This window comes from Sutcliffiella horikoshii, assembly GCF_019931755.1.
GTDB classification, from domain to species: domain Bacteria; phylum Bacillota; class Bacilli; order Bacillales; family Bacillaceae_I; genus Sutcliffiella_A; species Sutcliffiella_A horikoshii_E.
The window spans coordinates 124,610-138,463 of the sequence record NZ_CP082921.1 but is presented as its reverse complement, the minus strand read 5'-3'; the positions used below and the strand labels follow the sequence as shown (position 1 = coordinate 138,463).

At 34.1% G+C, this 13,854-nt stretch carries 12 protein-coding genes; 8 read left to right on the top strand and 4 right to left on the bottom strand.

What is annotated here, in order from left to right; translation table 11 throughout:
* The first annotated feature begins 541 nt into the window (after positions 1-541).
* The 5 genes from K7887_RS22810 (at position 542) to radC (ending at position 5,630) form a co-directional block, all read left to right on the top strand.
* Positions 542-1,900, top strand: a complete 1,359-nt coding sequence (locus K7887_RS22810) for a hypothetical protein (RefSeq protein WP_223493939.1) — start codon at positions 542-544, stop codon at positions 1,898-1,900.
* Between the two features lies 1 nt (position 1,901).
* Positions 1,902-2,798, top strand: a complete 897-nt coding sequence (locus tag K7887_RS22805) for an SEC-C domain-containing protein (RefSeq protein ID WP_223493938.1) — start codon at positions 1,902-1,904, stop codon at positions 2,796-2,798.
* Between the two features lie 88 nt (positions 2,799-2,886).
* Positions 2,887-4,005 carry a tyrosine recombinase XerS gene (gene xerS, locus K7887_RS22800; RefSeq protein WP_223493937.1) on the top strand — a complete coding sequence of 373 codons (1,119 nt, stop codon included), beginning with the start codon at positions 2,887-2,889 and terminating at the stop codon, positions 4,003-4,005.
* Positions 4,006-4,406: 401 nt separating this feature from the next.
* Complete coding sequence (locus K7887_RS22795) at positions 4,407-4,739, top strand: hypothetical protein (RefSeq protein WP_223493936.1); 333 nt, start codon at positions 4,407-4,409, stop codon at positions 4,737-4,739.
* 246 nt (positions 4,740-4,985) lie between these two features.
* A complete protein-coding gene (radC, locus tag K7887_RS22790; RefSeq protein ID WP_223493935.1) occupies positions 4,986-5,630 on the top strand; it encodes a RadC family protein in 645 nt (214 codons plus the stop codon).
* A 497-nt stretch (positions 5,631-6,127) separates the two neighbouring features.
* On the opposite strand, the gene K7887_RS22785 is transcribed toward radC, so the two are convergent.
* Positions 6,128-6,496: a YhjD family protein gene (locus tag K7887_RS22785; protein ID WP_223493934.1), complete on the bottom strand. Its 369-nt coding sequence runs from the start codon at positions 6,494-6,496 to the stop codon at positions 6,128-6,130.
* A 136-nt stretch (positions 6,497-6,632) separates the two neighbouring features.
* Between K7887_RS22785 and K7887_RS22780 the strand changes: the two genes are divergently transcribed.
* Positions 6,633-7,439, top strand: coding sequence for an ATP-dependent DNA ligase (locus K7887_RS22780; RefSeq protein WP_223493933.1), 807 nt, complete (start codon positions 6,633-6,635; stop codon positions 7,437-7,439).
* A gap of 71 nt (positions 7,440-7,510) precedes the next feature.
* On the opposite strand, the gene K7887_RS22775 is transcribed toward K7887_RS22780, so the two are convergent.
* Positions 7,511-8,935, bottom strand: a complete 1,425-nt coding sequence (locus K7887_RS22775; RefSeq protein WP_223493932.1) for a bifunctional diguanylate cyclase/phosphodiesterase — start codon at positions 8,933-8,935, stop codon at positions 7,511-7,513.
* Positions 8,936-9,370: 435 nt separating this feature from the next.
* Between K7887_RS22775 and K7887_RS22770 the strand changes: the two genes are divergently transcribed.
* A complete protein-coding gene (locus K7887_RS22770) occupies positions 9,371-10,507 on the top strand; it encodes a hypothetical protein (protein ID WP_223493931.1) in 1,137 nt (378 codons plus the stop codon).
* A complete protein-coding gene (locus K7887_RS22765; RefSeq protein ID WP_223493930.1) occupies positions 10,485-11,027 on the top strand; it encodes a hypothetical protein in 543 nt (180 codons plus the stop codon). Before K7887_RS22770 ends, K7887_RS22765 begins: the two co-directional genes overlap by 23 nt.
* Positions 11,028-11,047: 20 nt before the next feature.
* Here the strand turns inward: K7887_RS22765 and K7887_RS22760 are convergent, their stop codons facing one another.
* Complete coding sequence (locus K7887_RS22760) at positions 11,048-11,704, bottom strand: hypothetical protein (protein WP_223493929.1); 657 nt, start codon at positions 11,702-11,704, stop codon at positions 11,048-11,050.
* 14 nt (positions 11,705-11,718) lie between these two features.
* A complete protein-coding gene (locus K7887_RS22755) occupies positions 11,719-13,854 on the bottom strand; it encodes a peptidoglycan DD-metalloendopeptidase family protein (protein WP_223493928.1) in 2,136 nt (711 codons plus the stop codon).

Here is a 13,854-nt window from a genome sequence, read left to right as displayed (position 1 = left end):
CAGTTATCTTTTTGAACATTTTATTAGTATCTCTATAATCCAGATTATAGTTAAATCCTCTTTTATTACTGTCATAACCTTCTGAAAGTAAATGCTAAATGACACTAAATATTAACGGGGAATATAATTAGTAAAGACAGTCGTTCAAGGCTTTTTTCTTCGTTAATAAGTTCGATATTGCTGGTGCTGTTGAAGCAGCACCAAAAGCTTCTATAATGGAAAAACAATTGTCCAATTAATTCCCATAACCATTAGGCACTCCTTTCGACTATCCATTATACGGCTAATATAAGTTATTGTTTATTCAAGAAACGGGCGCTTTAATTGAATAAACTAGTGACACAAAACTCCTAAATAATAAGGACTTTTGTGTCGCTCGTCAGTCATACACTCGTCAAAGTGAGAGGGTTGTATCTATTCTTCGTTAAACTTCGTGTATAATATAAATTTTACGAATAGTAATAGACTATAAGGTTAATGGTCTGCTATAATTGTGGTTATTACAATATTTTCTAAATATACTCTTATTTTCTTATAGGCGGTGTTTAAGATTAGACATTTCAGTATAAAGGTTGTAGAACGGATTAATCGTAGTTATTTTGATTTACTTGATGGATATTTTTCTGGAATTTACAAAACCGGCATTGATAAATATTCACATACAGAATTGATATTAACCTTAACAAGGGCTTCGAAATTAATTTATGTTTCACTTTCTGATTTGACAACAGATATTGAGGAATTTTGGAATAAAAATGGAGCAGATTTAAACAATGCCATAAGAAATCTTAATAGCTTCAGTGCCAATTTTTGTGGTAATCTAAGCCCTCTAGAAGGTACAAATTTTATTAAAAGGAATGCATTGTACACTGATTCTATACTAATTGAAGACCCCTTATATTTCTTAATAAAAACTAAGGATATACAAAAAGAAGAACAGTTTTTACATAATACAATAAAACATATATTTAACATGTACGATATGAAGGCCCTTTTTTTTGGAGATGGAAACATTCCGATGTTGATAGTTATACCTCCTCTATTGAGTGAAGATGTCAATCTTAAAGTTCAACACCATATAGATACCGAAGGCCTTAACTATATAAATGAATTGTTTGCAACGAACCACCGAGATACTGAGGAAGCATTATTTTATCTTAGAAAGATCACCACCGTAGACGATCTATTAAGTAAGGTTGATAGAATGAACCTCCTCTTTCTTAGAGATCCCAAAAAATACTTTACTGATGTTCATAGTTCTCTAACAAATTCAAAATTAGGCGATGTGTCTATAGGAAATGCTTTCTTCTTTAATACATTAGGTCAGTTCTCACTCATAGCTAAAGAATTAGCCCAAGCCGGATTCTATGATTCGCAATTAGTTTTTGATAAGCAAGAACTATGGGATTTATACAACTGGACCCACCGCCCTAAAATAGATGGCACTATAATCAATACACTGCATTTTGAAGAGTTAAAATGGATTGGTGAAATTGATTTGAATTTATTGAAAGCTGCAAGAAATGAAACACAAATAAATCAAATCAGAAGTATATTAAGATCTTCCATTTATGAAACCGTTTCTGGTACTGATTCAGTAGAAACTTCTAGTCAGGTTATAAAAAATATTGAGACAGCAGTAAGAGAACATGAAAATAGAATTAGTGGCTTGGAATCAGCTTTAAAGAAAAAATATGCAATTGATACATCTTTTGTTTTGGGTGGCCTTGGTGTTAGTTTAGTAACATTTGGGGTAAATCCTGCGGGTATAATTGGACTAACTAGTTCAGTATTTGGGGCTGTTGATTACTTTAAAACCACTAGAAATATGAAAAAAGAGATTGTGAATGAAAAGGTAAGTATTATGGGTCTTTTAATTAATGCTAAAGGAGTGAGGTAATTTGAACGAAAATAACAAAAAAGTCTTAGCCTGGACAGAGTTTAAATATAGTTTACAAGCCTATCTTAATTATTCACTTAGGAAAATTAAAAGGAATTCTTCATACCAACCACACCCTTTAGTAAAAGCTCTTACAAACGCTATGCATGCCGGATTAGATCTTGGTAAAGGAAAGCCAGGAAATTACTCAGGTTTGTCAGGAGATGCAGATAAACATGAAGATAAAAAACCTAGAGAATTGTACGCTGTAATAATAAATATAGATAAGAAAGGCTTAATCACTATATTAGAGATTAATGATTTAATAATAGGAAAATCAATACCTATTGAAGTTATTATTTATTTATTAATATTGTCTATGGAATTTGAAAAGTCCCCTTCTGAAAATATTAATATGAGAGAAGGAATTCAAATAGTCAATGAAACTATTCCCGAGATTAATATGGTTCTCTTTAATAACTCAGAATGGAAAGAGGCTAGGGATCACCTTAAAAAGCTTATTGAAAGTGGTAACTTTTCAATACCTCAAGGCGAATTAGGTGATAAATTTGTAAGTGACATTATGAAAGTGAAGATGGATACTCACTGGAGTGATTTCCCTCCGAATATAAGGAGCATAATTGCAATGACTTGGCTTCAAACCAAAGAATTTGAGGAAGGTAAACAAAATGTATATGTTTCTTCACTAGAGGAATACTCACCTAAATCTCTATTCATAAAAAACGTAAAAGAGTTCTTATTCGGAAAACCTTCAGAGTATTTTGCAAAATACTTGCCTTTTAGCAATATCAATTTGAACAAAGATGACTTTATTATAGAAAAAAACATAAAAAGAAACGACAAATGTCCTTGTGGTTCAGGAAAAAAGTATAAATCATGTTGTATGAGTACAGCTTAAGCTAGTTTCTGAAACTACAAATCTACAATTCTACGTAAAAATTGAATTATACACGAAATTCGACAAAAATCTACAAAGGAGTGATAATTTGGCTTCTTCAAGACAACATTTATCTCATGAGAAAAAATACAACCTTTTATTAAAAGAGTTGCCGAATTATATCGTTGATTACGTTTATCATATGGAGAATTATGAGCGTTCTCCTTCCACCCTTCTCGTCTACCTAAATGATTATAAGCATTTTCTAGAATGGTTAGTTGATAATGGGTTTACCACCGCTCCAGTTAGTCAGTTTCCTGAATCAGTACTGGAAAGCCTCCCTGTTGAAGCTGTTAATAGGTATTTCAGAGAACTTTCTAATGAAAATTTAGAGATTGCTAAAGATGAAAAAAAGAAACGTGAAAAAACAAGTATCAACCGAAAAAAATCGGCCTTAAGATCGCTGTTCAAGTACCTAACGATAGAATATGAAAATGAAAAAGGTGAACCGTTATTTTACCGAAATGTTATGCAGAAAGTACCTGTAATAAAGCCAAAAGAGTCTTTAAGCGCTAGAAGTACAAAGCTTGCAGATGTAATTTTTCATGAGGATACCGATATTGATTTCTTGTATTTTATAAAAAAAGAATATCAATATACTCTCTCTTCTCGTCAACTTAGCTACTTTATGCGCGATATAGAGAGAGACTTTGCAATCCTTTCAATTTTTTTAGGAACTGGAATTAGAGTAAATGAACTAGCAGAGATAAGAATACGCGACTTGAATTTTGAGAAAAGTACTATCTCAGTTTTAAGGAAAGGCAATAAAAAAGATATTGTTAAGGCCTCCCTTTCTGTTATGGAAGACATAGTTAGTTACTTATCAGTTAGAAATGAAAGATACGGAGGAAGTGCTGCAGATCATGAATATCTTTTTCTCTCTCGGTATAATAGGGAGCCTTCCCCTCTCTCTGTTAGGGCTATACAAGACCTTGTAACAAAATACACCAAAGCCTTTAATAAGGGAAGTAAACGGATGTCTCCTCATAAGCTCCGGCACACATATGCAACAAAGTTAATGGATGAAACTAAGGATATATCCTATGTAATGGAACAGCTCGGACATACTTCAGAAAGCACCGCCCTTCTTTACGTTCATTCTAGTCAAGAAAAGGCAGAACTCGCATCTGAAGCTATGGATAGAAGACGAAAAAGGCTTAAGTATTAGAGAGTGCTAATTTCTAGTTTCAAAATTAAAAACATCGCTGAAGTTTTGGAAGATGGAAAAAAATATCTAGGAGGATTAAAATTTTGACAATTGAAACGCTAAAAATTCTTGTGCTAATCGTTGGAGGTATTTCATTAACCCTAAATGGATTGTTTTACATGATTATCCCAAAACTAAGTCCTGGAAGATTCTTATTTAATACAGTCTTCTTAGTATCAGTGACTTATATTTCATTTAACGCGGAGAAAACAGCTGCATGGATTGAGAAACATGTTACTCTACCTAATTTTGACCTATTATATTTTTACGTCTTCGTCTTAATTTCAGTTCTCACGGTGAACCTTCTTAGCTTTAAGTCTAGTGGAAAACGCATATAAAATACAATAAAGGTGGTATGGGAAATGAGTAATTTACCAGTAGATTACGTAAGAGATGCTACATTACACAATTTAAAGAACAACAATGTTTTCTCTATAGAATACAAGTTAGAAACAAACCAGGGGTCTTCACTTGTATCAGTCTTCATTAATCTTACTGAAATATCACCACAACAAGGATATAAATGGCTTATAAGCATCCCAATGTATAATACTTGCTTCTTCCTCCCTGTTACATTTAGCACGGTGAGTATAGAAGAACATCTTCATCATGCTAAAAATGATCAGAAAAATTGGAATAAAGAGCTGGCCAATAATATATCTCTAAAAATAAAACAGATCCTCAATGAAGCTTAATCTGATAAAAAAGAAATATTCTAAAAATAAAGTGGTCGTTACTAATGAAAATATATTATAATTGAGTCATAGCGGTTTTCCTTTTTCTTTATTTTTGCAATCATTTATGATTAGCAGCTGAACCCTAAACCATAAGCGTTCTTTGGAACGATCTCTAATCAAAGAGTTTTCTCTTTGTCTAAGAATCGTCTCTAAAGAGCGCTTTTTTGTGTTCAAAAACAAAAAACCTTTAGGAGAGTGTGTATTATGAAAAATCATTTTACTGTAGCAAAAGAAGAAATGGCCTTTTACGGAGAAGATTGTACAAGTTTGCAGAATATGTTAGCTATACTAATTGGACCAAAGGCTGATCCTTCTGTAACAGGACAATTAGCAAGCTTAGGAGTTAACGGATTGGGTTTATTATCAAAAGCCGATTTACTGGAGTATCAATCTATTGGAGAAATAGGAGCTAGTAGAATTTTAGCAGCATTTGGCCTTGCTAACTATATTAGAAAATACCAAAAAGAAGAACGATTCACAGTTCGTTCTCCAGAAGATGCAGCACAATATTTTTCAGATATGGAGTATCGTAATCAAGAATTTTTTGATATTATCTATCTAAATTCAAAGAATCAAGTTATTTCTAGAAAGAATATCTTTAAGGGTACATTAAACGCCAGTATAGTCCACCCAAGGGATGTCCTACGTGAAGGAGTAAGAGTTAATGCAGCTAGTTTTATCGCGGCTCATAACCATCCTAGCAACGACCCTAGCCCTTCAAGAGAAGACGTTGACGTAACAAAGAGGCTTGTTGAAGCGGGGAAGTTAGTTGGTATAGAAATCTTAGATCACCTGGTTATTGGTGGGTCCGGTAGATTTGTAAGCCTTAAAGAAAAAGGTTATATCTAAAGATTAGAGACTGATTAAAAAATTATCTAAAAAGGAGTGTTTCTCTTGAGAAACACTCCTTTTCTTACTATGTTTTTAAAAAGAAATTAGACTTCTACTATGTTACCTTATGAAATAAGTTTACAGTTATATGGATTGTGATATAATTTACATTAGAAGCATATAATAAAAAAGGAGCCAAAGTGCTACCAACACTTTGACTCGTGACAGAATAATTCTGCAGTGGCTCAGCTACTGTGGGCGAACGAAACGAATCCACCCGGCCTTCACTTGCCAGCGTTTGACGGGTGGATTATTTTTTTTGGTTCATTTTTATTAGTACGACCACAAAGTTTAAAAAAGCTAGAAGGAATACTCCAGACATTAGAAAGATTTGTAGTTCGCTCATGGCTTCACCCCCGTTCTCCACAGGGATTTAGCCGCTCCACCCGTATTAAACTGTCTACTTTATTATACCACTTTTGCCCTTAAAAGAACGCTTGTTTGTAAAATAGAAACTATTTACTCATAGCCGGATAAAAGTACTCCAATAGCCTTTTTTCCATCTTCATTTTAAGAGCATATTTCAAATAATTAAAATTCCCTTCATATCCTCGAATCAAATATTTATAATCCCAAAAATCTTCATTTCGTATAGTCTTATCAAATACTCTTATTCCTTTTTTCCGCATAAGCTGCTTAGTTGCAATCAGTTCCTTTCTCCCCTGACTTAAGATGTTCTCAGTTAACTCTAGATAAGGTTTTTGTAATCGGATAGTAGAAGCCTCAATTGACTTTAATTCTCTCTCTAACGTATCAATAAGAAGATTTAAAATAATGTACTGATCCGCTATATTAATGTCTTCACTAGGTAGAATATTACTCATAATATCCCTCTCAACTTCAATTTATACCCTTTATAATAGAACAAGTGTTCTTGTTTGTAAATAGCAGTTGGAAACGACCTCCTAATTAAATACAAGGTAATTATTGATACAATTATCACTAGGAGTGTGAGAAATAATGTTTATTCAGCCTATGCTACTCGATAAGAGCAATGAACCATTCACCGACGCTAATTTCATCACCGAGCTAAAGCTAGATGGATTTAGGCTATTATTATCCAAGTTTGAACATAAAGTTAAGTTATATACTAGGCACGGCAACGAGGTTACTTCTTTATTCAAGAACCTAACAAATATAGATATTCCAGATGGTACTATTCTTGATGGAGAATTTATTGTACCAGGAAAAAATGGAGCACCAGACTTTGAAGCAACTATGGAGGTTTTCAGGTCTTCAAAAAGCACTCATTTTTATCAGTTTTGCATTTTCGATATAATCTACCTAAATTATGAAAAGGTTGCTCAGAAGCCATTGTGGGAGCGTAAGGAGCTATTAAATTTACTTGCTATTGAGCACGAGTATATTGTAGTAAGTAAGTGGCTGTATGGCCACGGAATAGAGTATTTCAAGCTCACACAAGAACAAGGCTTAGAAGGGATTGTGCTTAAAGATAAAAACTCTCCTTACGAGCATAAAAGGTCAAAGCACTGGATTAAGGTAATTAATTATCAGTATGATCTTGTTGATATCGTTGGTTTGAGGAAAGATAAATTTGGCTGGTTACTAGCATTTAAAGATGGACGACCTGCAGGCATTATGGAGTTTGTTCCTCCTAAAGAGAAACAAGTGCTGCACTCTGTCAAAAGGGTTAGAAACGAAGATCATAAATATATTTATATAGAACCGGTACCATGTAGAGTTAAATATAGAAACCTCACAAAAAATAATATGTTAAGGATTCCTTCCTTTCATTCTTGGAACTAAAAACGACTCAACAGGGGTCAAGTTTTGACCCCTGTTGAGTCGTTTTAGCAAAGAATAATTTTCCGTACATCTTATACAGATACTCTATAATCCGCTTCAAGAAATTTCAGGAAATCTCCAATAACTAATGGTCTACTTACATAATAACCTTGGACAGCATCGCAACCACTATCTATAAGAAATTGGAGCTGTTCCTTAGTTTCTACCCCCTCTGCTACCACCTGGAGCCCTAAGCTTTTGCCAAGGAATAATATGGACTCTGCTAATTCTCGGTCTGACCGGTCCTCCTTTATCATTTGAACAAAAGATTTATCTATCTTTAAAGTATGGATAGGGAAATCTTTTAAGTAACCTAGCGATGAGTACCCGGTCCCGAAATCGTCCACAGATATTGTCACTCCTAAATTACATATCTTTTGCAGGATATCCACGCTGTTCCTTGTTAATAATACCCCTTCCGTAATCTCAATTTCTAATAACCCAGGGTTCAATTGCGTTTCCGTTAACACCTCTTCGATGAACATATCCATTCTCGGATACAAGTTAAAGAGGACAGGAGATAAGTTAACAGAAATCGGAATGAATTTACCTTTTTCATTCCAAGACTTTGCTTGAAAACATGCTTCTAACAGCAAATGTTTAGAGAGGGCAGTAATCATACCAGTCTCCTCAGCAATAGGAATAAACCGGTTGGGTGGGACTTTTCCGAGGAATGGATCATTCCATCTTGCTAATGCTTCCACTCCTATTACCTGTCCGCTAATTAATGACACTTTAGGTTGATACTCAAGGTAAATCTCTTGGTTATTAACTGCATGGAAAAGCCGTTTTTCTACTTTCATTTGTTCGGATTGTGCTTCTGTCATGGAATGGCGATAAAACTCCACTTGCCCTCTCCCCTTCTTTTTAGCTTCAATCATAGCAAGAGTAGCCTGAGTAAGACTCCCTTCAAAATCTTCTTCCAAGCATTTACTAACACCTACAGCCATATCTATTCTCATTTCTTCTCCTTTTACATAGATAGGTTTGGCAAGTGAATCCTTTATCTTACGGACAAGTGTGTGTATTTCCTGTTCTTTCTTTATGTTTTTAGTTACAACAGAAAATTCATCACTACTTACCCTAGCTACAAAATGAGGAGCAGAGATCTTCTCTATTTTTCTACCAACTATAGTTAGTATTTCGTCCCCTGCCTTCTCTCCGTATATATCGTTTAGAATTTTAAAGCCATGTATATCTAACATGATAATAAAATTTGCCTTATTTTCTGCTTTTAAATGCATTAACTTTTCATAAAGGTGCGACCTATTTGGCATTCCTGTAACGGGGTCATAAGAACGGTGAAAGTTTAATTCCTTTTCCTTTTCCTTTAATTCTAATAACGATATAGACAACTCATTGATACTCTTATGCAGGTCTCCTATTTCATCATTTTGTTTAATGGGAGTTGTTGTCCCGAAATCTCCTTTCTTAATATTATTAATATGGTTGACCAATTCCGCAATCCGCCATGATATTCCCTTTATAATAAAATTATTGATTAATATAATGGAACTTACACTTAAAATACTAATGCCTATTATGAGAGTTAGAGTTCCCTTATCATAACCTACATTAACTAGGATTAAATTTTGAAATACAAGTCCAATAGAGGCAGTCACAATTATAGAAAAAGAAAGTAACATAGAAAATTTGATGTGTAGCTTCTCCAGAAAAATTCCTCCTAACACAAAAAGTCCCTCAGAAAAATCAAAGCCATAGCGACTTTAATAAATTCTGGGGGACTCCCATAACTAGTATATTTTTAGATTGATAGTTCCCTATTATTATAATGAAACATTCCCTTAAAAACAATTGACCGTTAGAAAATATTAGAATATAATGGAGAAAAGTAATACATTATGAATTATTTAAAAGTCGAGGTGAATTGCATGTTAAGAGATTTATTATGGTTCTGGGATGCAAAGCTTAACTATGACCGCGGAAGAGCTGCAGGCTTAGCGGGTCTTATGGGTGTTGTAGCAGTAATATTATCAGTAATGTTTTGGGATAAAATATATGCTGTACTTGATATGTTGGGTATAGTTAAATTTTTAGATAGCTTAGGATTAGTTAATGCTGAATTAACTCCTCTACTGATTTTAGCAGGTTTTTTCTATTTAGTCGTTTGTCTATTCATAATCTTTGTCGTAGGTATGGTAATCTTGCTAGGTTTGATCTTAATTAGCAATTATATTACAGGTGAAAATGATGATAATTTGATTAAAAAAATTGTTTTAACTGTTCTAGGGTTGCCTCTTTATATACTGATAGTCTTATTCTTATTTATAAAGTCACCCAGAAAGTTCATAAGAGAAAGAGCAACTGAACGCAGAGCAGCTAAAGAAAAAAATTTATACAGCAGTGACCAAAAAAGAGCGTACCTTCAAAAAAACATCCAACGTATTTTATCTGTTGAAGAAGCGAAAGATTACTTAAACAGACTGTTTATTGTCGGTGATAAATCGTTTCTCATGGGGCATTCAGCAGAAGAAAATAAAATGTATATATTATTACCTTCACCTCTTTATTTTAAAGAATCCTCCTGCTGTAAGCTATACGGTTGGCAAACTAACGCCACTAGTGAGCAAACTTATTACAAGCCAGAATGGAGTGCAGAAGGTTATAAAGATGTATATGGTTTTACTGGATATGAAGTAGTTTTTCAATCTCCAGGAGAAGACAGTTTATTAATCCTGAAAGAATATCCCGATACGATATATAGCAATAAATTAACCCTAATTGTGGAAAAGGACTTAAGTAAAGAACCTGAACTTGAAAAGTTTTTTAGCGGGATTTCTAACAATATACATTTAAAACATCATTTAGTACACCACTCTTTAGTCTATTTAAAAGAATATAATGATTTAATTGATCATATATCTGGTAAGAAAGAAATGGCGATTTTTGAGAAAGAACCCTTAGAAGTAATTAGGCTATATAGAGCTCATAATCATGAAATGGCGAGCTTAATCTATAATGATTTGAATAAGGAGTTAAAAAGCATTGGACTTAAACTACCTTCATAAATTAAAACAACATCAAGATAAGCTAACCAGTAGAAGTGAATGGGATCAGTATGCAAAAATACATGGCCTGCCATCCTCTTACTATTTAATAAAAAGTGTAGGGAGCTGGCGTAAAGTAAAAGAACTACTGGGGGTAAGTACTAGAAGAAGAGTAACTCTAAATGAAGACGAAATGAAAAGGCTACTGCACGAGCATAGCAATTATCTAACAACTGCTCTAGAGTGGGATGAATATGCTTTGAAAGAAGATTTGCCTTCTAGTAGGACAATTATTAATCATTTTAGTAGTTGGAAACTAGCGCAAGAAACAATTGGGGTTAAAACTACTCCTAGACCTGCGCCTAAGTCATATCAGAAAGATGAAATAATAAGTCTATTAAAAGAGCACCCTAATAGTTATCTAAACCAACTTAATTGGAATGAATATGCTAAGAAGAATTCGCTGCCCTCATACAAAACTATAAGAAAACACCTTACGTTTGATGAGTTTATAAACTTAACAGGAAAGAGCCATAATTAATGTATGGCTCTTTCTTTTCTTTATACTTGATCTTTTATCTGTCTTATAATTTCGTTTGGAGATGTTGAAATAAAGACAATTCCCTTTGCATTCTGACCATGATTATACGTTTGAAATGCTAAAGAGATTTCTATGTTTACTTTATTTCCATCTTTATATTCTAATATTACTGTCGTATTATCAAAGTTCTTTACACTAAAAGAGTAGTCCTTTGTAAGTATCTCACCAGATACAAGAGTATTGCCCCTAGATAAATCATTCATAATTTCCAGCAAAGCTTCGTACTTATCATCGTTTGGGTGTTCAAATATTGCATTAGAAAAAATAGATGGTTCAAACGCTTGAGAAAATGCATCCGGATCTTCCATTTGAAGACTGCCCAATAAATATTTAATTGCTTCTTCTGGATTGGCATTAGCAGCTAAAATTTCTTCATCTACTTCTGTTAAGTATCCTATGTCGGAATTATCGTCGACACCACTTATCCAGGACATTGAAGCTACCTCTACCTTTTCTATTTGATTACGTAGATTGTTAATAGTATCGACTGCTTCGTCACTACTAATTTCTTTATATTTTACTTCTTCTGGATTAAAATATTTATAAGTATATCCCCCTACAACAGCTAGGAAAACTATACATAAAAAACATATTAGAAAAAGTTGTTTTAGATTCATATACACACTCCCTTCTACGACCCAGGGATACTAATGATTATCCCTTTATTATTTGATAAAGGATTAAATGCCCCTGTCTTATTTCCATTCCAAGCGGGTTGGTGAAGTTCAAAATGTAGATGCGGGCCCGTAGAAAACCCTGTATTTCCCATATATCCGAGGAATGCCCCTTTCTTAACTGTCTGTCCCTGAGTTACAGCTCTATTTTCTAGATGGGCATATAGCGATTCATATTGTACTCCATCAAAATTATGTCTAACTATTATACAGTTTCCATAAGAATTGGAATAGTAAGAGCTTATTACTGTCCCATCTCCAATTGATACTACAGGCACATTACTTCTATCTTTCCCATTTATTTTTCTACCAATATCTATCCCATTATGGTTTGTCCCCCATCTTTCGCCATAGCCAGAAGTTATCGGACCTGTAGTAGGAGCCATATAATGACCAGGCGTAATAGGAGGCATCCCTGAATCTGGCTCGTAAGTTGCTTGTACTCTTATTTCTTCTGCCTTAGTTAAGACCTTATCGACATACCAATCAGCTCGGTTATACTCAAAAATTGATTTGCGTGGGTCAGTTTTGTATCCAGAGTGCGCAAGGTATCTTGCTGCAGAAAACGCAGCATCTTCTAAATCCCAAGGATCTGCTTTCTTATCATCATTTGCATCAGTTCCAAATCCCCTGTGTCGAGTAATATGATCTAAACTAACTAGGATGGTGTCTGTTATATTCCCACTAAAGCTCCAACCAACCCACGTTCTTTTTAAGAACTGAAAATGTCCAACAGCCCCCATGTTACTAATCATAGTTGGGTGGGTAGAATAACCTGTTTCTACATAGTGTAAAGCTGCTATGACATACCAATCTACTCCAAAAGCCGCTTCTGCAGATAAATATATTGGCATGTACTGAGGAGGGACATTATCGCCAGGAATTATATTCCCATTGAAACCTCCGCCCCATGAGCCACCACTATATCCTTCTAGCCATTGTGTATAATTACTTAATCCACCTACAAGTTCATATAACCCGTCTATTAACTGCTTGTCTTTTTCCCCCATGTTATAACTATTTAATATATTATCAAAGGTGGTATAGTCTTCTGTTTCATTTTCTGTGGAGTTGAATAACTGTCTTCTGGTACGAATAATAGTCTTTATTTCTATTATCACCTCAACCTCTACTTCTTCTTCAACAGTTATTTCTTCTTCGTATTCAACTTCATAAGGAACTAGCTCTTCCTCGTAATATTCTACTGTTTTATATTTTGTTACTTTTTTGTAAATACAACAAGCCAGATTTCCGTAATCATCTATATAGGGAGAGGATTCCCATTCTTCATAGGCTTCTTGTCGAGTTTTCTTAACTAATTCTAGTCTATATTCAGTTTTTGTTTTGGTTATAGTTCTTGTCACTTCTTGCATTTCTGTATGTGTTTCTGTTCTATAACTAATTTCTTCTCTTGTTGTCCAGTTAGTTAAGTAAGGATCATGTTGTATTGATGTAAAGCCATTCCAATAATCAGCAAAAGTTAGTTTGCTTACCCAATGGTCTATCTTCTCTAGAGAAGGTGAACCACAAACCCCATCCTCACAAACAGTTGTTTCAATCTCTTCATATTCATTGAAACTTTCGTAGGTGAACTCCGGCTTTAAAGATGTAGTCATTCTCTTAATAAGGTCTTTGTAATTGTTTATATTACTTTCTTCGGATAACCCGTCAATTTGTATTACAGCTGCTACTAAGCCTTCTGGAACCTTGTAACGTGCCTGTTCGGGTTTAGACATATCGACCGTGTTGTTTGCTTGTTCGATAATATACTCATTCAGAATTCTATAATCACCATCTAGTTCTGAATCCGAACCTAAGCCACCTAGTAGAAACACGCTAACTAACATAACAATTAATATTAATGAAATGATAATAGTGATTTTAATAAGAAGTGGTATTCCAATTATTGCTGCTAAAGACAATAGTACTTTAACTAGAGCCGCAATACCTTTAGCAGCAGCTTTGGCCGCAAGTTTCGCACCTTTTTTAAGTGCTTTAGCTGCAAGCTTGCGACCTTTTTTCTTTATTTGGTTAGCGGCTGCCTCTTTTACAGGATTAGATTGATGTTGTTCTTCCAACTCTCTTTGTTCCAT

Excerpts from the sequence above, each read along its gene's own strand:
- K7887_RS22795 (WP_223493936.1), top strand. The coding sequence starts at position 4,407 with ATGAGTAATTTACCAGTAGATTACGTAAGAGATGCTACATTACACAAT.
- radC (WP_223493935.1), top strand. The coding sequence starts at position 4,986 with ATGAAAAATCATTTTACTGTAGCAAAAGAAGAAATGGCCTTTTACGGA.
- K7887_RS22785 (WP_223493934.1), bottom strand. The coding sequence starts at position 6,496 with ATGAGTAATATTCTACCTAGTGAAGACATTAATATAGCGGATCAGTAC.
- K7887_RS22780 (WP_223493933.1), top strand. The coding sequence starts at position 6,633 with ATGTTTATTCAGCCTATGCTACTCGATAAGAGCAATGAACCATTCACC.
- K7887_RS22770 (WP_223493931.1), top strand. The coding sequence starts at position 9,371 with ATGTTAAGAGATTTATTATGGTTCTGGGATGCAAAGCTTAACTATGAC.
- K7887_RS22760 (WP_223493929.1), bottom strand. The coding sequence starts at position 11,704 with ATGAATCTAAAACAACTTTTTCTAATATGTTTTTTATGTATAGTTTTC.
- K7887_RS22755 (WP_223493928.1), bottom strand. The coding sequence starts at position 13,854 with ATGGAACAAAGAGAGTTGGAAGAACAACATCAATCTAATCCTGTAAAA.